This window comes from Virgibacillus proomii (assembly GCF_900162615.1).
GTDB lineage: Bacteria > Bacillota > Bacilli > Bacillales > Amphibacillaceae > Virgibacillus > Virgibacillus proomii.
In genome coordinates, this window is the sequence record NZ_FUFN01000009.1 from 608,002 (window position 1) to 630,922 (window position 22,921).

19 protein-coding genes, 1 pseudogene and 1 riboswitch are annotated in these 22,921 nt (G+C 35.9%); of the genes and pseudogenes, 9 read left to right on the forward strand and 11 right to left on the reverse strand.

Translation table 11 applies throughout. The annotated features are described in order from the left end of the window. Nucleotides 1–48 precede the first annotated feature (48 nt). The 4 genes from BN1066_RS05555 to BN1066_RS05570 form a co-directional block, all read right to left on the reverse strand. On the reverse strand, nucleotides 49–1,149 hold the full coding sequence (locus tag BN1066_RS05555; RefSeq protein WP_077318462.1) for a glycosyltransferase family 4 protein: 1,101 nt from the start codon (nucleotides 1,147–1,149) through the stop codon (nucleotides 49–51). 208 nt (nucleotides 1,150–1,357) lie between these two features. Further along, a complete protein-coding gene (hprK, locus tag BN1066_RS05560) occupies nucleotides 1,358–2,284 on the reverse strand; it encodes an HPr(Ser) kinase/phosphatase (protein WP_077318463.1) in 927 nt (308 codons plus the stop codon). Between the two features lie 967 nt (nucleotides 2,285–3,251). Beyond that, the gene (gene lipA, locus BN1066_RS05565) at nucleotides 3,252–4,202 is read right to left on the reverse strand and encodes a lipoyl synthase (RefSeq protein WP_077318464.1); all 951 of its coding nucleotides are present in this window, start codon (nucleotides 4,200–4,202) and stop codon (nucleotides 3,252–3,254) included. Next, entirely contained in the window at nucleotides 4,195–5,013 is an 819-nt protein-coding gene (locus BN1066_RS05570) for a lipoate--protein ligase family protein (protein WP_077318465.1), read from the reverse strand. Before BN1066_RS05570 ends, lipA begins: the two co-directional genes overlap by 8 nt. Nucleotides 5,014–5,862: 849 nt before the next feature. Beyond that, nucleotides 5,863–5,968: riboswitch (TPP riboswitch) on the reverse strand. Nucleotides 5,969–6,321: 353 nt separating this feature from the next. Here BN1066_RS05570 and BN1066_RS05575 point away from each other — a divergent pair. After that, nucleotides 6,322–7,128, forward strand: coding sequence for a MurR/RpiR family transcriptional regulator (locus BN1066_RS05575; RefSeq protein WP_077318466.1), 807 nt, complete (start codon nucleotides 6,322–6,324; stop codon nucleotides 7,126–7,128). Between the two features lie 8 nt (nucleotides 7,129–7,136). Here BN1066_RS05575 and BN1066_RS05580 read toward each other — a convergent pair whose 3' ends face one another. From BN1066_RS05580 to BN1066_RS05605, 6 genes and pseudogenes are all read right to left on the reverse strand, one after another. Next, nucleotides 7,137–7,832 carry an N-acetylmannosamine-6-phosphate 2-epimerase gene (locus BN1066_RS05580; RefSeq protein ID WP_077318467.1) on the reverse strand — a complete coding sequence of 232 codons (696 nt, stop codon included), beginning with the start codon at nucleotides 7,830–7,832 and terminating at the stop codon, nucleotides 7,137–7,139. Nucleotides 7,833–8,000: 168 nt separating this feature from the next. Next, nucleotides 8,001–8,354 (reverse strand): annotated as a pseudogene (locus tag BN1066_RS05585) (PTS transporter subunit EIIC); the annotation flags it as partial. 471 nt (nucleotides 8,355–8,825) lie between these two features. After that, complete coding sequence (locus BN1066_RS05590; protein ID WP_077318468.1) at nucleotides 8,826–9,134, reverse strand: PTS sugar transporter subunit IIB; 309 nt, start codon at nucleotides 9,132–9,134, stop codon at nucleotides 8,826–8,828. Beyond that, nucleotides 9,128–9,466, reverse strand: coding sequence for a PTS sugar transporter subunit IIA (locus BN1066_RS05595; protein ID WP_077318469.1), 339 nt, complete (start codon nucleotides 9,464–9,466; stop codon nucleotides 9,128–9,130). Before BN1066_RS05595 ends, BN1066_RS05590 begins: the two co-directional genes overlap by 7 nt. Further along, nucleotides 9,463–10,755 (reverse strand): PTS sugar transporter subunit IIC, encoded by a 1,293-nt coding sequence (locus BN1066_RS05600; RefSeq protein ID WP_077318470.1) that lies wholly within the window; start codon nucleotides 10,753–10,755, stop codon nucleotides 9,463–9,465. The genes BN1066_RS05595 and BN1066_RS05600 overlap by 4 nt, the downstream gene beginning before the upstream one ends. 12 nt (nucleotides 10,756–10,767) lie before the next feature. Beyond that, a complete protein-coding gene (locus BN1066_RS05605) occupies nucleotides 10,768–12,078 on the reverse strand; it encodes a 6-phospho-beta-glucosidase (protein WP_077318471.1) in 1,311 nt (436 codons plus the stop codon). 777 nt (nucleotides 12,079–12,855) lie between these two features. Between BN1066_RS05605 and BN1066_RS05610 the strand changes: the two genes are divergently transcribed. The 5 genes from BN1066_RS05610 to zwf all read left to right on the forward strand — a co-directional run bounded on the left by BN1066_RS05610 (nucleotide 12,856) and on the right by zwf (nucleotide 17,471). Continuing rightward, nucleotides 12,856–13,578 carry a GntR family transcriptional regulator gene (locus BN1066_RS05610; protein ID WP_077318472.1) on the forward strand — a complete coding sequence of 241 codons (723 nt, stop codon included), beginning with the start codon at nucleotides 12,856–12,858 and terminating at the stop codon, nucleotides 13,576–13,578. Between the two features lie 131 nt (nucleotides 13,579–13,709). Beyond that, nucleotides 13,710–14,411 carry a chitin disaccharide deacetylase gene (gene chbG / locus BN1066_RS05615; protein ID WP_077318473.1) on the forward strand — a complete coding sequence of 234 codons (702 nt, stop codon included), beginning with the start codon at nucleotides 13,710–13,712 and terminating at the stop codon, nucleotides 14,409–14,411. A 198-nt stretch (nucleotides 14,412–14,609) separates the two neighbouring features. Further along, nucleotides 14,610–15,356, forward strand: a complete 747-nt coding sequence (locus BN1066_RS05620; RefSeq protein WP_077318474.1) for a threonine/serine exporter family protein — start codon at nucleotides 14,610–14,612, stop codon at nucleotides 15,354–15,356. A gap of 133 nt (nucleotides 15,357–15,489) precedes the next feature. Next, complete coding sequence (locus tag BN1066_RS05625; RefSeq protein ID WP_077318475.1) at nucleotides 15,490–15,933, forward strand: threonine/serine exporter family protein; 444 nt, start codon at nucleotides 15,490–15,492, stop codon at nucleotides 15,931–15,933. A 65-nt stretch (nucleotides 15,934–15,998) separates the two neighbouring features. Continuing rightward, nucleotides 15,999–17,471 (forward strand): glucose-6-phosphate dehydrogenase, encoded by a 1,473-nt coding sequence (gene zwf / locus BN1066_RS05630; protein WP_077318476.1) that lies wholly within the window; start codon nucleotides 15,999–16,001, stop codon nucleotides 17,469–17,471. Between the two features lie 537 nt (nucleotides 17,472–18,008). Here the strand turns inward: zwf and BN1066_RS05635 are convergent. Further along, entirely contained in the window at nucleotides 18,009–18,314 is a 306-nt protein-coding gene (locus BN1066_RS05635; protein ID WP_077318477.1) for a hypothetical protein, read from the reverse strand. Between the two features lie 1,758 nt (nucleotides 18,315–20,072). Between BN1066_RS05635 and BN1066_RS05650 the strand changes: the two genes are divergently transcribed. The 3 genes from BN1066_RS05650 (at nucleotide 20,073) to BN1066_RS05660 (ending at nucleotide 22,820) form a co-directional block, all read left to right on the forward strand. Continuing rightward, nucleotides 20,073–20,816 carry a metal ABC transporter ATP-binding protein gene (locus tag BN1066_RS05650; protein ID WP_077318480.1) on the forward strand — a complete coding sequence of 248 codons (744 nt, stop codon included), beginning with the start codon at nucleotides 20,073–20,075 and terminating at the stop codon, nucleotides 20,814–20,816. A gap of 20 nt (nucleotides 20,817–20,836) precedes the next feature. Beyond that, a complete protein-coding gene (locus tag BN1066_RS05655; RefSeq protein ID WP_179104326.1) occupies nucleotides 20,837–21,676 on the forward strand; it encodes a metal ABC transporter permease in 840 nt (279 codons plus the stop codon). A gap of 151 nt (nucleotides 21,677–21,827) precedes the next feature. Next, nucleotides 21,828–22,820, forward strand: coding sequence for a metal ABC transporter solute-binding protein, Zn/Mn family (locus BN1066_RS05660; RefSeq protein WP_077318482.1), 993 nt, complete (start codon nucleotides 21,828–21,830; stop codon nucleotides 22,818–22,820). The last annotated feature ends 101 nt before the right edge of the window (nucleotides 22,821–22,921 follow it).

Here is a 22,921-nt window from a genome sequence, read left to right on the forward strand (position 1 = left end):
CTCATTTACTTCTTTTTTATTATAGTAGACTTTAATCATTTTGACGATTTATTTTGTTTTTGTTTTATCTTCACCTTTTCGCCTTATTTGTCGTGTAACTATTAAACGAAGCATGCGCAATACAGGCCGTTTCCCTCCCATAACAATCCCTGCCATTTCCGCAAAAAGATGGAGGAGAACCAGTACGATAATCGTAATAATAAATGAAACGGTGATACTTGCATTGGAAAATAATATAGCTAAAGTTCCAAACAATGCGCTAAATCCATATATAATTAACACTGTTTTACGATGGCTATAGCCTGCCTGTAAAAGCTGGTAATGGATATGTTTATTATCCGGCATCATAATATTTTCTTTATTATAAGCTCTGCGGGCAATGGCAAACAATGTATCAAATATTGGAACAGCTAAGACAATGATTGGAATAATAAAGCTAAATAAAGCAACATTTTTAAATAAACCCAACATGGAAACAACTGCGATCATATACCCAAGAAAGTTTGATCCTGTGTCTCCCATATAAATTTTTGCAGGGTAAAAATTATGATACAAAAAGCCAAGATTACTCCCAATTAATACAATACAAAGATAAGCAACAATAATTTGCATATCTATAAATGCCATAATACAGATACTAATCAATGCGATCGTCGTTACACCTGTTGCTAGACCATCTAAGCCATCAATTAAATTAATCGCATTTGTAATTCCGACTACCCATAAAACTGTAATCATTACACTAATAAACCCCAGTTCAACGGTTCCGAAAAGTGGAAGAGTTAATTTTTCAATAATCAGCCCTGATGAAACTAAAAATGAAGCTGCAATTAATTGTCCCGTTAGTTTAACCATCGGCTGAATACTAAATCGATCATCTAGTGCACCAGTTATAATAATAACAATTGCTCCAGCAGCTATTTCAGGCAAATGTGGATGATATGGCTGCAGATAAAGTAATCCAGCTACTGTTCCCAAAAAAATGGCTAACCCCCCCAGACGAGGGGTGACTTTTGTATGTATTTTTCGATAGTTAGGAAAATCAACAGCACCGATAAAAAAGGCTAATTTCTTTACTGGATAGGTAAGCAGAAAAGATGTTATCACGGCGATACTAAAGGCTATAATTAAATCCACATAATTTAACATATCATTCTCCTAAGATTCTTAGCTGTATTTCTCCTTGCTTTTCGTTAACATGTAATCGTCTTAAATTATATCGAACCCTAGCAGTTTTTAGCAAATTTTATTGTATCTATCGATAATTTTTAATAGTATTCTTGTAGAACAAAAGCGGAAAAGCACGCCGTACTAACTGGAGTTCGCCGATGTAGGGAAGTCCCTTGCATTAAGGGGCTCATTTTTCCTTTTTTTCCATATCCGATTCTAATCGTTGAATAAATTCTTCGGCCGCACTATAGCCCTGCTGTTGTAAATACCAATTATTAGCCGCTGCTTCTATTAACCCAACCACGTCACGTCCTGGTTGTAATTGAATTTCAATACTCGGAATCGTTACACCCATATAATTACAAGTCTGAGTTTCTAATTCCAATTCATTATTTAGTGCATCCTTTTCCCATTCGGTTAAATGAATATCTAATGCAATTCTTGTTTCCTCTTGAAATGCTTTTCGTCCATATAATCGAACGACATTCAAAAGTCCAACACTGCGTAAGGCAAGGAACTCTTTATTCGTCCGGTTATGTGTACCAAGCAATGTATCAGGACCTAATTTTTTTAAAACGACAATATCATCAGCAACTAATCGATGTCCTCTGCCAATTAGTGTGTGAGCTACTTCACTTTTACCAATTCCTGATTTCCCACGGAGTAATACCCCAAGCCCAAAAATATTTACACATACAGCGTGAATTGCTGTCTCTGGTGCTAATGCTTTGATCATATAAGCATCATACTTTTCAATAAACGTCGAAGTAGGCTCTTTCGTACGAAGTAGTGGTATCCCCTCTTCCTTGCAAAATTGAGTCAGATATTGCAGCCCCCCCTGGTCAGAAGTTACAATAAAACAAGGCGGATGGTATTTTACAATATTACCAATTCGTAGACGCCGCTGTTTATGGGTCAACTGGTGTAAATAAGTTATCTCCTTTTTACCGAGTACTTGAACATGCTCCATTGGAAAAAAGTCAAAATATCCGATAAATTCCAGTCCTGGGCGATGGGTTCTTGGCTTCGTTATTCTCCGATGTAGTTTATCCTCTCCCACCAGTACTTCCAAATCAAATTGTTGTGCCAAATCTTGAACGGTGACGGACTTCATAGTTATACGCTCCATTTCTTTTACCTATAAGAGATTGTTCAAAAGTTGCTTAAAAATAACACGTTGAATTTTCTGCCTATGTTAGAATGGATGATTTTTTTACATGCTGAAGTTAAAGGTAACGCAAGTGGAAATGCTAATGTCCAACGCATCCGTATAACTAGGCAGTCATCTCTCTAAAAGACTTGACGCTAGACATTTTCTTTATTAACTTGTTCCCATGAACGTGGCATCTTTCCGAAACGGCGATGCCTCAAACTTCTGCGGTTACTTATGAGACGTACGATAAAGTATAAATTTTATGGGCATTTTCATCAATTTTTCTTAACTATTTGAACACCTTAAAATCCTATAAAGTGTAACTTCATTCCGCGGAACTCTTTTTACACGGAATGTTACTACCACAAGGGTATGACCTAAAGGCCCTTAAACCAATCGGGCATTTAGGTGCCGTTTTCTCCCAAGTTAGACCCTTTTGTACCAACTCAGGTCTTGAAGTGAGAGTCTTACGGCACCTTACATGCTTACATGCGGGATAAACTTAATCCTATTATACATGTTAATACAATAAACCCGAAATAGAGAGTTCGTATCGGAAGTATAAAGTGAAACTTCATTCAGTAGGAGTTTTCTTCCATCTCCTACTGAATGTTAGCTTGAACGAATCGGGCATTTAGGTGCCGTTTTCTCCCACTTAGACCCTTTTGTATTAACTCAAGGCTCTTGAAGTGGGAGTCTTACGGCACCTTACATGCGGGATAAACTTTATTAGCTACGAAACTGCGTAAATAGTTCATTACGTCCATGCTGATTGTTACCAACCGGGAGTCTCTTTATTATTTTGTTCATGCATATGGACAAAAGGAACACCCTCCAAAACGGGGGTGCTCTAGAATGTATAGTCTCATGTCTATCCAATTTTTATGCTTATTTTTAGTGAGAGGTCCACGGTAAATGCAGCTTCCTTTTACTTAGTAAATTTAAAATCAACTACTTTGTTTTCTTGTTCTTCGTAGCCTTTCATATAATTAATTCTTCTTTGTGCAGCTGTTTGACTTACCTGTTCATCAGCATGATAAGAAGAACGAACTAATGGCCCTGATTCACAATGCTTAAATCCTTTTTGTAATGCAATTTCCTTTAATTCTTCAAACTCATCTGGGTGATAGTAACGCTCAACTTTTAAATGCTTTTTCGTTGGCTGCAAATACTGTCCGATTGTCATAATATCTACTTGATGGGCTAAAAGATCATCCATTGCTTGGATAATTTCTTCTTTTTCTTCTCCTAGCCCGACCATAATACTCGATTTTGTTGGTGTATGTGGAGCAATTTCCTTTACACGCTGTAATAATTGTAATGAACGATCATAGGTAGCTTTTGCACGTACTCGTTTTGTTAAACGACGCACTGTCTCGATATTATGGTTAAAGATATCCGGCTTACTATCCATAAGCATATGTAAGCTTTCATAATCCCCCTTCATATCAGAAGGAAGAATTTCAATCGTACAACCTGGATTTTTCCTTCTTATTGCCCGAACTGTTTCCGCAAAAACAGCTGCACCGCCATCATTTAGGTCATCACGTGCAACAGCTGTTACTACAACATGCTTCAGCCCCATTATTTTAACGGAATCAGCTACTCGTTCCGGCTCGCCCCAATCTAATTCATTTGGCAACCCTGTTTTTACGGCACAAAAGCGGCAACCTCTTGTACATGTATCACCTAAAATCATAAAGGTAGCTGTCTTTCTTTCACTCCAGCACTCATGTAAATTAGGACAACGCGCCTCTTCACATACCGTGTTTAATCGATTATCGCGCATTAATTTTTTTAGACCCCGATACGATTTATTCGTATTAATTTTCGTTTTTAACCACTCCGGCTTTCTTATATATGTTGCTTCTTTAGACATGAGAAACCGCTCCTTTTAATGGTGTATTTGCATACTTTACTTCAGCTAACTCATAAACTTCACTCCACTGACTCTTTGTTAAAGAGAAAGCTTTAAGTTCAATATCTAACGTATCTGAAAAACCTTTCTTAAATGCTTCTTTTACTATTTCATAGGAAACATGCTCCTGTAATAGCTGACTAATGGTTGTTGCCTTATTCCAAAAAGCCTGTTTTTTCCTTTGCTTTATTCTCTCATTTGGGAATACAAATAAATCAAATAACATATCGATATTCATTGATATCGGAATGGACCCATGCTGAAGCAATATACCTTTCTTTCTAGTTTGTGCATTTCCGGATAGTTTTTTTCCATCAACAACTAATTCATAAAATGCTGGCCGTTCAAAACATATACTGCTTCTTTCTTTAGAAAGTGAATCTGCATACGTTGCTTCAATCCCCAAATTTTTATACCCCTGAAGAATTCCTTTCGATAAATCATAATACGCTTGGCGAATAGAAGTCGCAATGGATGGATGATCTTCGGAAATAACGATGCTATACGTTAATTCATCATCATGTAAGACAGCACTTCCCCCTGTCATCCTGCGTACAAACTGACATTGATGCTTACGTATACCATCCAAATCAATTTTTCCATCTATTTTTTGAAAATGCCCTACAGACAGAGTAGGAGCAATCCACTGATAGAAACGTAATGTTGGCGGTATTTCTCCTTCATGATGCCAATTTAGCAATGCTTCATCTAAAGCCATATTAATCGCTGCATCATGAGGAACATTTTCTAAAAGCCCCCATTGTTCTTTCATGAAAAATCGCCTCCAGAATAAGAGAACCTTTAAAACTTTCATATTTGTTTATGAGGGAGCGAGAAGCATGGTAAATTGTACATTCATACATAAGAGGTTAGAAAAAAGACGTGTCCCTAACCTTCTTTTCTGTGAGAGACCCCTCTAAAATTGAAATCATTCTTTAAAAAAGGAACAAGTCCGCCTATTAATGCAATATTTAGATTAAATATTGCATAGAGGTAAGCAGTTAGTCATAGAATTGGAACGTTTTTATACGCTATCGGTGCCGTTATCTACCACTTTGACTTCTTCAAATCTCCTACACTCTTAAGTGGGAGTCTTACGGCACCTTACATTCGGGATAAAGTGAAACTTCATTCCGTCCGTAGAAGTCTTCCTTCATCCTCTACGGAATGTTAGTTGAACGAATCGGGTATTTAGATGCCGTTATCTACCACTTTGATTTCTTTAGATCTCTTATACTCTTGAAGTGGGAGTCTTACGGCATCTTACATTCGGGATAAATCAGCAGTTAAACTTGATCGGAATGCAATAAAGCTGATTTTAAGATGGGATCATTTTAAGAAAACAAACCAACGATAAAAACTCGATGTGTCTTTTTATTAGCATTTTTGCACATCGTCTATAAGTGAAAAGTTGCTATGGGCTGACTAATCGTTGTTTAAGCTCGATTATTCCTATTTTCTTGCCGCTTAAAGTAAAAGGATTAGTCGCTCTTTACGTATCGTAAGCTATAGCATCTTGTACAAATGCCATTACAAATTTTCACGGTTAAAGAATGTTCCCCTTAAAAAATTTTATCCCTCTTAACGTATAAAATAAGCTGCATCCACCACGTGAATGCAGCCAAATATGACTACACTTTCCCACGCAGGCATTATCCTGTTCGGGTACGAAGGGTCAAAACATACATGTTCTTCTCAGCTATTCTCTAGCTCCCCTAGTGTTTAAAGGTTCAGTTTCAATTTTTTAGCTATTTTTAGCTTAACAACGATGGTATTAATTGTAAAGTAAAAAATGGAATCCTCCGACTGTTTTCAACAAATTAGTTTAGATTATTTGAAAAGGTATATGTTGATTATCTTACGTTCGCAATTAGCAATTCATCTTATACTTTTATATAATTAGTATTAGTCTTATCAAAGAAGTTTTTTAAAATATGTCCTTATTTCTTATGGATGGTTAGTTGGGTTAATCTGACAATTACTAGCATAACCTCACCTTAACATTTTTTGAAGTTATTCATGTAAAGGACTTACTATCAGCTATTACAGGACAAATAAAGGTTTGTGGAGGAAATAAACAATGGGCTCTATTCTTGACCAAATTCTCTTGAAATATCAAACACTAAGTAATACCGAAAAAAAAGTCGCTGATTATGTGATAAACAACAGCCAAAATTTGTTGAATATTCATATTCAGGAATTAGCAGATAAAATAGATGTATCCATTGCTACGATTACGCGCTTTTGCAAAAAAATTGGTACAAAAAATTTTGTTGAGTTTAAAATATTGTTACGTGATGCCGTGGAACAAACGTTTGAATTAGGCGAAACAATTGAAACAGTTGCTCAATTTTATCATGCTGTTATCAAATCAACACATTCAGTAGCAGAAATCAAGGATTACGAACTAGCTGCAAATTGGATACGAAGTGCTAGACAAATTCATGTTTATGGTCTGGGCAGTTCTGGTTTATCAGCACAAGAATTAAAAATTAGACTATCAAGAATGGGATTTAGTGTTGATACACATATTGATTCTCATGGTATGATCATTAATGCTTCCATTCTCTCATCAACAGACGTCGTTATTGCTATTTCTTCTTCCGGACAGACAAGAGAGGTAATTGACAGTATAAAGGTTGCAAAGTCCAATGGTGCAAAAATAATTTCTATTACTAATTTTTCAGAGACCGCCTTAGCAAATCAATCCGATTTGATTCTGTATACCTCAAGCCTGCATCTATATCATTCAAAAGGTTTTATGAATAGTCAACTATCTATTTTAATTTGTTTAGATATACTTAGTATGATTTTATTATCCGATAAAGAGGCAATCCGTTCATATCGACAAACACTGAAAAAATTAGAAGAATACAAGAAAATATAGCAACCAACTTATTCATTGGCGCTATATTTTTTCATTTCATCGGTAAATTTTTTCGTGATGATTTGCGGTCTAGTGATGGCACTTCCAACTACAACAAAATAAGCACCATTCATTAGAGCTTGAAGCGCCATTTGTGGCGAATCTATTTTACCTTCTGCGATCACAGGTATAGTTAATTGAGCAATAATCTCCCTTAATAATGTAAAGTCATTTGTTGCTATATGTTGATCGTTTGTTTCTTCCGTATATCCAACTAATGTCGTTGATACACAATCAAATCCAAGCTTTTCTGCACGTTTGGCTTCATCAACCGTCGAAATATCTGCCATAATCATAGCAGCTGATTGTTCCCTGATAAATGAGATCATCTCTTTTAAGCGTTGATCGTTTGGACGCCTTCTCATTGTTGCATCCATTGCTATGATGTTTGTACCCACAAATAATAAGTCCTTTACTTCCTTAATTGTTGGTGTAATGTAAACATCACTATCTGGGTAGTCTTGTTTAATAATTCCTATTATAGGAACATTTACTTGTTGTTTAATTGCTTTTATATCAGCTATAGAGTTGGCTCTAATTCCTTTAGCTCCTCCCTCAATAGCAGCTAATGCCATTTTCGCCATCATTTCTGAAGAATGTAATGGTTCATTCTCTAACGCTTGGCAGGAGACAATTAGTTGATTCTTTAATTGCTTTAAATACATATCATAACTCTCCTATTGTTTTGTCTACATTATTTTTTATTGTTGTCACTTCAGGTCCATAAATCACTTGGATACCACTGCCCTTCGAACAACGCCTTTTGCCCCTGTTTTCATCAATGTTTCTTTTTGTACGTGCTCTGGGTTACACACACTTACTCGCAAACGAGTTGCGCAATTACTTTCTGCTAATTCCTCTGTAACTATTAACATAGCATTCATTACTAAATACCCGAGTACCGCTGCTAATCCTGCTGTTCCTTTATCATTTCTCGCTAGTCCGATAGCAACCCCTACAGCAAAGATTAAGGCTAGGTTAGCAAATACGATGTTACCAGCTGAACTCATAACGGTAAAAATAGCTTGTAAGCCTTTTTGATCCAGGAAAGAATATACTTCGATTGTTGTCGGGTTACTGAATGCCCCTCCAATTCCAAGAAGCAAGCCTGCAGCTGGTAACACAGCAATAGGAAGCATAAATGACTTACCAAAGCGTTGTGCCTGTTCAAAAAAACCTTTTCCCATGTCAGCACCTCATTTTCTTTTTTATTAAAAGTTTTATAAGGCATATGCTTATATGAAACCGCTTACCTTATCTGTGAATATAAGGTGAACTCTCTACAGACATTCTGCCAGGAATCCTAGTAAAATTGGTTAAATATGATTTTCTTTCTAAATTATATTTTGATAACTATTTACATTTTAATTATATATATGAAAATTATTTTAATCAAGAGTTATTTTTAGTTCTTTAAAATTTAGAAGATACTAGGAAGATACAAAGCTTTAGAGTTGAAACTTTCTGCTTGGCTTATTTTAGAAAAGAGTTCGTTATTACAGCTTAGCGCTTAAGCTAAAAAAAGCTACCATAGAAATAGATTCCTATAAAATAAAAAACCTGCTATATTCAAATTTAAGCAGGTATCACAAGCATTTTTCAGTTAGTGAGATTTTCTTTTTTTGTATAGATTAATTCATTACAGTATTAAAATATTTCTAATGGGTCACTAAAGATAGCGCTTGATCTAACACTTTCTCTCCTTGGATCATTCCATAGGCCACTTGATCAATTACATCTACCGCTATCCCTTTTGGTTCAAGCTGAGCCTTTATTTTTGTTGCTAAATAACGAACTTGTGGTCCAATTAATACAACATCAAGCTGATCAAGTTCATGTTTCAATTGAGTTTCCGCTACTGCACGGATATCTGCTTCTAATTTTCTGTTCTCAGCAGCTTCTTTCATTTTTTTAACAAGCAAGGATGTAGACATACCTGCAGAACAAACAAGGATAATCTTCAACATTTTTCCTCCTCTATTTTTTTTATTTTTTCATACATATGAATCATTTCTATGGCTAAATCTTTTACTGTCAGTGCTGTCATTAAGTGATCTTGCGCATGAACAAGGATAACTGATACTTCTGTATGCTTCCCTTCTGCCTCTTGTTGTAGCAGCTTAGTTTGTAAGTGGTGGGCTTCGGTAAATTCAGTTTCAGCCTCTCCTATCATATTACGGGCTTCTTCTATTTGATTTACTCTCGCCTTTGATATCGCTTCCATAGAAAGCGAACGGGCATTTCCAGCATGTAAAATAATAGAAAATGATAATCGTTGTAATTCTTCTTTTCCAATCATGATGATTTTTCCCCATTTCGTTTCATTGTTCTTGCTCCTGCCATAATGAATGGTATATACATTCCAACAGCGATAACTAAATTAACGATTTGCAGAGCGATTCCTCGCCAACTTCCCCCTGTTACAAGATATCCACTTAAGATTGGTGGTGTTGTCCATGGTAAAATAGCAACTGTTCTGGGCACCAGACCTGTGGCTAAAGCAATGTACGATGTAATTGTTAAGGTTACCGGAACTAAGATAAATGGAATCAACATAACAGGGTTCAACACAATTGGTAGTCCAAAGATAACGGGCTCATTGATATTAAATATTCCAGCTGGAGCAGATAGTTTAGCAACTTGTCGATACGGATGGTTTTTCTCCTTTTGAATAGCAATAAAGATAGCAATTAATAGAGCAATTGTGGTACCGGAACCCCCCATAAATACAAATGAGTCCAAAAATGGTTTAGTTACAATATTTGGAACATCAAATGCTGACATACCATCCTTGAATAAGTTAAGATTTTCTTCAATTAACGGTAAATATACCGGTTCAATAACCGAACCTATAATATTCGTACCATGTAATCCGAAGAACCAGAGCAGATGATTTAAAAAGGAAACAAGCATAGCAGCAGGTAACGTATTTCCGAGTCCCTGTAAAGGCTCTTGAAGTATATTAAAAATTACTTCAAAAATGCTAATATTAGCAAATACATTCATAAGCGCTTGGAAAAATCCAAGTATAATTAATATGATCACTGTAGGTATTAAGGCTTCAAAGGATCTGGCCACACCATCCGGAACACCTTCAGGCATTTTTATTTTCATATTGGAGCTTATAAGTATTCGAAAAAGTTCAGTTACAATTAATGCAAGAATGATACCGACAAATAATCCTTGTGTTCCTAACCAACCTATATTTAGTCCACCATCCTCTGTAAACGGTACTAACATAATAAATCCGGATGTTGCAATTATACCAGCTGCTAACCCATCTACTTCATACGACTTAGCTAAATTATATGCGATTGCAAAGGTTACTAAAAGAGCTAATACTGCAAATGTGCCATTCCAAATACTTCCCCCTACTGTCTGCCAATTACCCTCACCAAAGATTGTATTCATCCACTCCACAAAATTAAATGATCCAAATGGAGGAAAATTATTAACTAAAATAGCTAAAGATCCCACTATAATCAACGGCATAATAGCAACAAACCCGTCACGTATTGCTATAAGATGACGTTGTGATCCAATACGACCAGCAATTTCAATGAACTTTTGCATCATTTTATTATCCATGGATACCCCTCCCTATTTTTTAAAAAATTGTGGCAAGTAAGCTTGGTGAGCTTGTAATAACTTGTCAAGAATGATCTTGCTGTCGGTTTCATCTGCTACTAATGGATTCATTACCATCGCCAAGTAAGCTTCATTATAATCACCAGACATACTTGCACGGATAACTAGTTCTTCAAATGCCTTCATTTGATAAATATGTCCTTTGACACTTTGTGGTAAAAAACCGACTGCAATCGGCTTAGGACCATTTTTAGTAATTACACAATTCACCTCAATAACAGAATCAATTGGTAATTCTGGTATCGCCCCGTTGTTTAATGTATTAACGGTTTGCACATCTGCTTTATCATTATAAATAGAGTCCATTAAACTGCATGCTACATTGCTATAGAATGCACCTCCTCTCCTTTCTAATTCCTCAGGTTTTTCATGTAAATCAGGATTTTTATATAGTTCAAACAAGGACTTTTCTAGTCTTTGTACAACTTCCGCTCGTGTGCCATTTTCTTGTAATGATTGCATATCTTTTTTTAGTACATCCGCTGTTTGGAAATAGTACTGATGATATGGATTTGGAATGAGCGAAGTGGCTTCAATAAAAGTTTTAGACCAGCCGAGATTAATAATATTTGCTGGTAAATAATCTAATCCTTCAGTAACTTTTTTTAATATTTCTTGTGTGCGATCGACTCCATTGACTAAAACTTTTCGACCAAATACATAGTGGTTCAAGCCGACAAATTCAATCATTACTTCCTCTGGTTTCACGTTTAGCACTTCAGCAGCTGAGTAGCGCATATTATAGGGAATGTTACAGACACCGATTACCTTTTTGTGTGGTGAATGTTTTAATAACGCTTCCGTAACAATACCTGCAGGATTGGTAAAATTAATAATCCAAGCATTCGGACAAAGCTCATGTACATCGTTTGCCAGTTCTATTAAAATAGGGATAGTCCGCAAAGCTTTGAATATTCCACCCGCACCATTTGTTTCTTGCCCAATATACCCGTGGCTCAGTGGGATGCGCTCATCTTTAGATCTCGCCTCCAGTCCACCAACTCGAATTTGAGTCGAAACAAAATCAGCACCTTTTAAAGCTTTTCTTCTGTCCAATGTCCACGATAAGTAAATGTTTTTATTAGATTTTTTAATCATCCGTTTAGCCAGATTTCCAACAATTTCAAGTTTCTCTCTCCCTTCTTCTATATCTACTAATACGATTTCTTCTACCGGAAAAGAGGAATGGCGTAAAATTATCCCTTCAATAATTTCTGGTGTATAGCTAGAACCTCCACCAATTACTACTAGTTTTAATGCCATTTTTATGCTCTCCTTTACAACGTTTGTCAAATTAATGAGGTTACATATACAATTGAAATGTTACCCAAAATGTACCATACAATTAATTGATTGTAAATAACAATTTAAATATATTGTTACAACAATTGAAAAAGTTGTATTCAATAGAATTATCCTGTAAACTTTGACTAATAGGGATGTTAGAAAACTCAACTAACAACCATCTAGTTGCAGCAATGCTATAACTTAAATATTTCTTTTTTAATTCATTAAAGTTAAAAATACAAGTTTCGCTCTTTTAAACATGGTAAAGCTTTAATAAAGATATAGTTACGTCTGATATACCTATCATGTATGAATACAAATAGATTTTATGTTAAACCAAAATATAAAGTAAAACTTCTATCAGTGAGAGTTTTCCTCCATCCCCTACCGATCGAAGTAGAACAACCACTAAAGTTGCAATATCCTTGGAAAAAAACACTTTTTCTCCGTGCGGTGTATTGTTGTCGAAGCATACTCTGTCCTTAAAAAGAAGTACACTTTTTTTGCGTGCGATGCGTTGCTACGTAGCTTTCATTGTCTTGTTGCAACACCTTTGTTATCGACATCCTTGAAAAACCGCGATATATCGCTAACGTAGCTTTCATTGTCTTTTCGACCGGAGTGAACCGCTAATTGAGGTGCCGTTATCTTCCACTTAGACTTCTCCATGAGTCGGAGTCTTACGGATCTACATTCGGATAAAAATGAAGTAAAGTAACTAATAATTTAAAATAACTACGAAAGGAAACAAAAATGGAAAAAAACAAATCTTTACATGCATATATTAAAGAAGAATTATTAAATCGAATTAAAGCTAATAAATATCTTCCTGGCGATAAGATCCCTCCAGAGCTTGAATTATGCAAGGATTTTGGCGTAAGCAGAACAACGGTTAGAACTGCTTTAAACCAGCTAACACTTGAAGGTTACTTGGTGCGTAAACAAGGAAAAGGCACATTTGTAGCGGATCAAAAAGTAAAACAAACATTAACCCAAACAGTCAAACGCTATAGTGATCAAGTTGCTATACAAGGTAAAGAAGCTGAAATAACGGTAATTGCTATTACTGTTATCCCTGCAGACGATTATTTAGTGAATCAGCTGGATGTCACGTTAAATGATCCGATCCAACGAATTGACAGAGTGCGAAAGGCTAATGGAAATGCAACTCAGTATGAAATTTCTTATATTCCTTGGAACATTGCACCCGGGATAACGGAAAAACAAGCCAAAACATCGCTCTATGCAGCATTAAAAGATGATTTTAATGTGCATATTGCAAAAACCATCGAGCATATTGAAATAACACTTGCCGATGAACGCTGTTCTAAACATCTTCATTGCGAATTAAACGCCCCTTGTTTTCATATTGAAACAATTGCTGAAAATGATAAAAAAGAAAAAATAGAATATTCCCGTGCCTATTTTAGAGGAGACAAAACAAACTTTGTAATTGAACGAAATTATCCTTTATAGCGTAAAATTTTTATTCATGGATGGGCTTTTCTTCCTCCACTAATAAGCACAGCAAAAAATCATTCGACGTGTCTTTTTCGCCCATGCTTTTTAAGGTTTTTTAAATCAGAGAAAATTAGGGAGGTATAAAATTGAAAATTTTAATTAATGCAGATGATTTTGGATTAACAAAAGGGGTCACAGATGGTATTATAAAAGCTCATACAGATGGTATTGTACAGTCCACAACATTAATGATGAATGGAAATGCTACTGATTACGCTGTAACCCAAGCGAAAAAGCACCCTAGTCTCAAGGTTGGAATCCATCTTGTGTTAACATGGGGAAAACCGATGAACAAACATGTAACAGAGTTAACAGACCGAGATGGCTTTTTTAAATTTAACCCAGACTCCCAGCTTCTAGCTACAGATATAGAAGCAATAAAAATAGAGTGGCAGACCCAATTAGAAGCTTTTTTATCAGTAGGTTTACCACTTCACCATATTGACAGTCACCATCATGTTCACGGTTGGGAGCCATTAAAGCCCGTAATGATTCAACTAGCCAAAAAATACAATGTACCCGTTCGCTTTACAAAATCATTGCGATCGGAGCCAGATATTTTATTAACGGAGGACATTTGGTTAGATTTTTATGGGGACGGTGTAAATGAAGATCTTTTTTCAAAGCTCAAACATCTTTCTGCAAATAGCGTAGAAGTGATGACTCATCCCGGCTTTGTAGATGATGGTTTGCGTAAAATAAGTTCCTACACAGATAAGCGAAAAGAGGAATTAGATTTACTCTGCTCCTTAAAGATGCCTAACTGGGTGAAAAGCTTGAACAGTTAACAAACTCACTTATTTTAACGGCGAACGGAGGGAAGCAGATGAGCGATAATAGTTCACGAACAATTGCAAAGGTCTGTTTACTGGCGGGGAAAAAAATTCTGGAGAANATTTACTCTGCTCCTTAAAGATGCCTAACTGGGTGAAAAGCTTGAACAGTTAACAAACTCACTTATTTTAACGGCGAACGGAGGGAAGCAGATGAGCGATAATAGTTCACGAACAATTGCAAAGGTCTGTTTACTGGCGGGAAAAATCATGCTGGAGAATGGAGCTGAAACATATCGAGTTGAGGATACGATGAACCGGATTGCTACAGCTTTTGGCCTCGAAAATGCGGAAAGTTATGCTACACCTACCGGAATTCAGTTTTCTACTGAAGGAGAGGCTTCTTATTTTCGGAGAATTTCCAATCGCTCTAATGATTTACAAAAAATTGCAGATGTCAATCACATTTCGCGACAAATAACTGCTCAAGCACTTGATGTTAAAGAAGCGCTATTACTATTAAAAGGGATACAGCATTCAAGTGAAACATTTCCTTTCTGGTTACAGCTTGTTGCTGCTGCTTTAGCAAGTGGTAGCTTTACCATAATGTTTGGTGGCATGTGGAGTGATTTCGTACCATCTGCTATTGCTGGTGCAGCTGGTTATGCAGCGATGATCTGGTTTGAAAAGTTATTAGAAATTCGTTTTATTGCTGAATTTATTGCCTCATTTATTATTGCTGTTATGGCTGTACTAGCAATTCAGTATAAAATAGGTGTACAAATGGATAAAATTATTATTGGTGCAGTGATGCCGCTCGTTCCTGGGCTGCATATTACAAATGCTGTTCGTGACTTAATGGCAGGTCACCTTGTATCTGGCGTATCCAAAGGTGTGGAAGCATGTTTAACAGCTTTTGCAATTGGAGCTGGCGTTGCTGTAGTTTTCGCCTTTATCTAAATGGAAAGTTACATTTCTAGATTACACACATATGCTCCATACAGTTATTTCTAAATAGAACTAAATTATCATCAATGCTGTAATTTGTCCTTGACTTTTTAGAGTATGTACTAAAATATAGGAGTTGATCTTAATGGTACTTGCTCAACTTATTACAAGCTTTATTGCTGCTCTTGGATTTGGCATTATCTTTAATGCTCCAAAAAATACGCTAGTTCAATGTGGAATGGTAGGTATGTTTGGTTGGATTGTCTATTATATTTTAGCCGACCAAGGAATGGATGTCGTTCCTGCTACGATTTTCGGTTCCATGCTAGTAGCTGTTCTGAGTCAGCTTTGCGCAAAATTATATAAAACACCGATTATTATCTTTAATGTATCAGGTATTATTCCACTAGTACCAGGGGGCATGGCTTATGATGCGATGCGTAAATTTGTGGAAAATGATTACTACAACGCTGTTCAGCTCTCAGCAAAGGTTATGTTGCTAGCTGGCGGGATCGCTATCGGATTAATGTTTTCCGAAGTGGCTAATCAGTTGCTGAAGAAAACATGGAATTGGTTGCGTCCCGAATAGTTGCTTTTCCGTTTTTAACCTTATATGATAGTTTTGTTAATACACTACAGATGGAGAGGGTTTTATTGAAAACTATAGATAAGCCAAACGTTGTTATTGTCATATTTGGAGCCACAGGGGATCTATCTAAAAGAAAATTATTCCCTTCCATTTATCGTCTTTATCAAAGTGGAAAAATTGGTAAGGATTTTGCTGTAATTGGTCTTGCTCGCCGTCCATGGACGAATGATATATTTCGAGAAAAAGTTTGTGAGTCTGTTCAAGTAGCTGATCAAGAGAAAGAAAATGATTTGCAAGCTTTCGCATCCCATTTTTATTATCAGCCATTTGATGTAACTGATACTTCCTCCTACAATCATTTAAACACTTTACTACATGAGTTGGAAGGGCACTATGAGACAGATGGCAATCGTATTTTCTACTTAGCAATGGCGCCAGAATACTTTGGATCCATCGCTAAAGAAATTGAACAGAATGGGTTGAAGGATGGTGCCGGTTGGACAAGATTAGTCATTGAAAAGCCTTTTGGACATGATTTTGAATCAGCTAAAGAATTAAATAGTCAAATTCGTTTAGCATTCGATGAAGATCAAATATATCGAATTGACCATTATCTTGGCAAGGAAATGGTACAAAATATTGAGGTAATTCGATTTGCAAACGGAATATTTGAACATTTGTGGAACAACCGATTTATCTCTAATATTCAAGTAACCTCCAGTGAAAAGTTAGGTGTGGAGGATCGAGCTCGTTACTATGATCGGTCTGGCGCCACGAGAGATATGGTACAAAATCATATGCTGCAAATGGTCGCTCTTTTAGCAATGGAACCACCCATTAAACTTACCCCGGATGAAATTCGTTCCGAAAAGGTAAAAGTGCTTCGTGCTATGCGAAATGTTGAGCATGAACAAGTAGATGATTATTTTGTCCGTGGTCAATATGGTCCTGGCAGCTTAGGAAAAGGCTATCGGGAAGAAGCCCCGGAATTAGAGAATTCGACTACTGAAACGTATGTTGCCGGAAAAGTTATGATAGATAATTACCGCTGGGCTGGAGTACCTTTTTATATTCGAACTGGTAAAAAAATGAAAGAAAAATCAATTAAAATTGTTGTTGAATTTAAAGATATACCAATGAATCTTTATTATAAGCATAGAGCAGAAAAACATCCAAATTTACTGGTCATTAATATTCAGCCAAATGAAGGAATCACACTTCATTTGAATGCTAAAAAAGCAGGTGTAGGATCAATTGCTCAACCTATACAATTATCATATACGCACAGTAGCATAGATGGTATCAATACACCAGAGGCGTATGAGAAATTGATTTATGATTGTATTATTGGCGATACAACGAATTTCACACATTGGGATGAAGTGGCTTACTCTTGGAAATTTGTCGATGCTGTATTGGATGCTTGGTCGAAAAAAGAACCGAACTTCCCTAACTATCCAGCTGGCTCCATGGGACCTGAAGCAGCAAATCGTCTGTTAGAAAAAGACGGCTTCCACTGGTGGCCAATTTTAGACTAAGATAAAGTAGTGAAAGTTTCTTTCACCTTCTCCATTTATAATTGATGTTCAGAGAAAAATCCTACTGCCATCTAAAAAGCCGAGGCTATCAATTGTGACAAGCCTTGGCTTTATTTTAATAAAAGTTTAATGTAAAGGCTGATTCATCTTAAGAAAGTCGCTGTTGCTTGATTTATTCTATAAAGTGAAACTTCATTTCATGGAATGCTTTTCCCCCAAAAATGTTAGTACCACAAGGGTATGGCCTAAAGGCCCTTGAACCAATCGGGGATTTAGGAACCGTTTTCTCTCACTTGAAGTGGTAGACTTGCGGACCTTACATGCGGGATAAATGCTGCTTAAACATTCCAATTTTCATAAAAGCAGCTACCAATTATCCATACTTTACTATTGCACAACCACCTATACCTTTTATCGAAAAGAAAAACAGCTAGAAATGCTCGGTTAACTACGTTTACTACAGATTGAGCGCTTACCTAGACGAAGCTACTTTCAAAAAAGATATCCATCATGATTTCCTAGACAACAAGGATAGCCTTAAGAAATCCAACTTCTTCTGTCCGGCATAAATGCAGTAATAATTAATACAATTGCTGTAATTATATGCATGATCATTCCTACAATCGGAATCCAGCCTATACAGGATGTAATAATCCCTAAAATACTGCCTGCACTTGCTCCTTCGTCTCTCTTCGTTAAAATTAATGTAATGATATGAAGGATAAGCATAACAAATAATGGTGTATATAAATTCGAAACAATATATACTCCTCCAAGAATAGGAAAACCAAGTAAACCTTCAAAAATTCCTGTAATCCATTTCAAAATTTGTGATATGGACAACAACTTCACCTCCAAATTAATTTCAGTTATAATTTATCCTATTTTGCTCAATTAAAACATATTGTATTATTATAAAATCATGCTTTACTTCACGTGTAGGACAAATCCTGTATATACTCCATACTTATGATGATTAAATTCGTGATACTTAAATTAGAAAAACTTAAGCTTGTCGCCAAGTCTGTATACGAAAGCTGTCGTTTTTCTTATATGATAAGGGGAAACTTCATTCCGTGGAATGCTTTTTACACGGAATGTTAGTACCACAAGGGTATGACCTAAAGGTCCTTGAACCAATCGGGCATTTAGGTGCCGTTTTCTCCCACTTTGAACCTTTGTATCAACTAAAGGATCTTGAAGCAGGAGTCTTACGGCACCTTACATGCGGGATAAAGCCTAAAGTTTTATACTTTCCTATAGTGGAACAAAAGCTAGAAGCACCCGGTAAGCGACGAAAACTGGAGATCTTCTGACACGAAAAGAAAAGGGTGCCTCTAAAACAGAGGTATGCCGACGCTTTACGGAAAGCCCACTTTTAGTCAGACTTCCTTTAGATTCGAGTCGATGTTGACTTATCACAGGAAGAAAATCGGAGTTTGTAAGCAGCACGAGTGCTTAAGCTAGACGAAGCTACTATCGAAACAGATTATCCACAATGCCAAGAAACGCATATGACCTCCTTGAAAATGAAAGATAATGCCAAGGCAAAGCTTGTATTGCTAGAGCCTTGGCATTTATTTTTTATATGGTTTTTAACAGGCATACTTATTAACAATCTGCTGTTTAATGACTACAAACAACACAAAAAATCACATAAGATTTATAACCTCATGTTCACGTTAAATTCCAATATGCTTTTACGGATGAAACCTGAATTTCCTAACCCACCAACTCTTACTAAAAAAGTTAAACCAATCGGGGATTTAGGAACCATTTTTCTCATATTCGTAACATCATTAGCTCATTTTTGAATTGAGAAAAATACGGTTCCTTACATTCGGGATAAAGTGAAACTTCATTTCTTGGAATGCTTTTCCCCAGGAAATGTTAGTTAAACCAATCGGGGATTTAGGAACCGTTTTTCTCATATTCGTAACATCATTAGCTCATTTTTGAATTGAGAAAAATACGGTTCCTTACATTCGGGATAAAGTGAAACTTCATTTCTTGGAATGCTTTTCCCCAAGAAATGTTAGTTAAACCAATCGGGGATTTAGGAACCGTTTTTCTCATATTCGTAACATCATTAGCTCATTTTTGAATTGAGAAAAATACGGTTCCTTACATTCGGGATAAAGATTAATTCGGTATTTTATCGTTTGGTATTGTCTTCACAATTCCCTTTCTAATCTACATACTTAACTGTTTCGATTAATTTCACACTTACTCCACTCTACTAGATTTTATTTTTTATGTAATTTAAATTGCGGCTTTGTTACAGATTTATAAATATGTTCGATCTTCAGGCTATTTCAGTGAAGTATTTGAACCAATCATCTAAAACCAGCCTTGGATTTGCTGTTATCTTTTTATTTCCATAGTTAATTTAGTAAAAGATTTTATGGACAATTGATTCCCCCTTGCCTTTTATCTCTCCTTGATTTGTATCTAAAAAGCATGAAAGATAAATCATCCCTTCTTATTTACAAACAAAATATTATGTAGTAGACTATTGTTAATAAATTTTGTATTAGGTAAAAATAATAGAAATGAGTAAAATTTTTATTGATAGTTTAATATTTGTGGGGGTGTGAAATAATGAATGGTTTCGTAAATGCTAGCAATCTAAGTGTTTCCTATTATGGAAAAGAAGTAGTTCGTGGTGTTTCTTTCTCCTTTAAAACTGGTAATCTAATAGGAATTATCGGTCCCAATGGTGCTGGAAAATCCACCTTGATGAAAGCTGTATTAGGATTAGTTCCACGTGATAGTGGAAGAGTTGAAATTTGTGGTAAATCAATCAAGGAGAGCCAAAAAAATATTGCTTATGTTCCACAACGAAGTAACATTGACTGGGATTTTCCAATTTTAGTTCGAGATACAGTACTATTAGGAACTTATCCGAAGCTTCGACTATTTCAGAAACCAAGAAAATCTGATAAAGAGTGGGCATATCACTGCTTGGAAAAAGTCGGAATGCAAAATTACAGTAAAACTCAAATTGGAGAATTATCAGGTGGACAGCAACAACGAGTATTTATCGCGCGGGCACTAGCACAAAAAGCAAGCTTTTTCTTTTTGGATGAACCTTTTGTAGGGATTGATGTTGCTAGTGAAAAAATGATTATTGATATTTTACAAGTTTTAAGAGATGAAGGGAAAACCATATTTGTTGTACACCACGACTTAACAAAAGTGAAAGAGTATTTTGATGAATTGATTTTAATGAATAAAGAATTGATTGAATCTGGACCTGTACAGCAAGTGATCCGACCTGAATTAATGACAAGAGCATACAGAATGGACTTTCATTTACTTCATAAAATGGGGGTCGAGGTATAGTGGATTTTATAACCGATATTATGAATTATCAATTTCTGCAGAAGGCGTTAATAACTTCTATTGCAGTAGGAATCATTTGCGGTATTATTGGTTCGTTTATCATTTTACGAGGAATGGCATTAATGGGAGATGCTATATCCCATGCTGTACTTCCTGGTGTAGCCATTTCATACATGCTTGGAATCAATTATTTTTACGGTGCTGTAGCATTTGGAATATTAACAGCTATTGGTATCGGAGTTGTCAGTCAGAATAGTCGAATCAAAAGTGATTCTTCAATTGGAATTGTTTTTACAGCATTTTTTTCTTTAGGCATTATCCTTATAGCAAAGGCCCAAACGGCTACAGATTTAACCCAAATTTTATTTGGTAATGTGCTATCAATCAGAAATTCGGACATGATTATGACATTGATTACAAGTGGAATTATCATTTTCGCTGTCACTGCCTTCTACAAAGAATTATTAATAAGTACATTTGATGAAACAATGGCGGCGGCTTATGGATTACCAACGAAATTAATTCATTATGGGATTATGGTGTTACTCACAATGGCAACTGTTGCGTCTTTACAAACTGTAGGAGTTGTACTGGTTGTTGCAATGCTTATTACTCCAGCGGCGACTGCATACTTATTAACAAATCGTTTTTGGGTAATGCTCCTATTCTCTTCCTTCTTTGGAGCATTGTCGTCAGTGATAGGGTTATATATTAGTTTTAAACATAATTTATCATCTGGTGCTGTCATTGTTTTAACTGCAACTGCTTTATTTATCCTAGTCTTTATTTTTTCTCCAAAACAAGGAGTATTATGGCGGTCACTACGATCAAGAAAATCACGTACTGCTATGGAACATTAATGCAGTGTTATATTCCTTAATCAATCACTATGTGTTATTCTCTATAACTCGGGAAGGGGGAGTTTTTCAATACATTAGATACGGGCTAAATGTTCTATATGTTAAAAATAGTAAAATATAATTTATCATTAAAGGAGAGGAATTTGTTTTTATGAGAAAAATTATTAAATTAATGGCTGTCGTATCGATGACACTCATTGTATTAGCCGGATGTGGAAGTGGAAATAATGAAACAACGAAAGATAGTGCAAGCAAAAGTAGTAAAGCAAATACAGAAGCAACTGGGGAAGGGGATAAAATTCTCGCTGTAACCTCTTTTACGTTGCTAGAGGATATAGTTAAAGAAATCGGTAAAGATCGTGTTGACGTACATAATCTTGTACCAACAGGAACCGACCCGCATGAATATGAACCACTTCCAGAAGATATTAAAGCTGCGACAGATGCTGATGTTTTATTTTATAACGGGCTGAACTTAGAAGGTGGCGAAAATGGCTGGTTTGCAAAAATGATGGAATCGGTTGGTCAAGATTGGGATAATGCTTTTGAACTGACAAAAGGGGTAGAACCAATGTATGTAACATCAGGTTCTGGCGATAAAAAAGCGGAGGAAATTAATCCCCATGCGTTTCTAGATCCTATTGTTGGCATACAAATGACTGAAAATGTACGTGATGCTTTAGTCGAAATTGATCCTGCTAACAAAAAGCATTATAAAGAAAATGCCGAAAAATATTTGGATCAATTAAGAGAAATTGATGAACAATATAAAACTAAAATCAATGAAATTCCTGAAGAAGATCGCGTGTTTATTACAAGTGAGCAAGCTTATCAGTATATGACAAAACGTTATGGATTGAAAGAAGGATTCATTTGGGCTATTGATACAGAGGAAAATGGTTCACCAGAACAAATCACTTCATTGCTTAAGTTTATTGAAAAACATGATCCACCCGTCTTATTTGTGGAAACAAACGTAGATCCACGGCCGATGGAGACTGTATCAAAAGAATCCGGGGTTGAAATATATGGCGAACTCTACTCAGATGAAATTGGTAAACCTGGCGAAGAAGGAGATACGTATGTTAAATACTTGCAATATAACATGGATAAGATTTATGAAGGACTAACAAGTAAAAAATAGCTGAAACATTTCAGCCCATTATAAATATATTACTTCTTGGAGATTTGTACAGGAAAACACACTCCTGCGTACCGAGTTACTCCATAATATGCCAACACTAA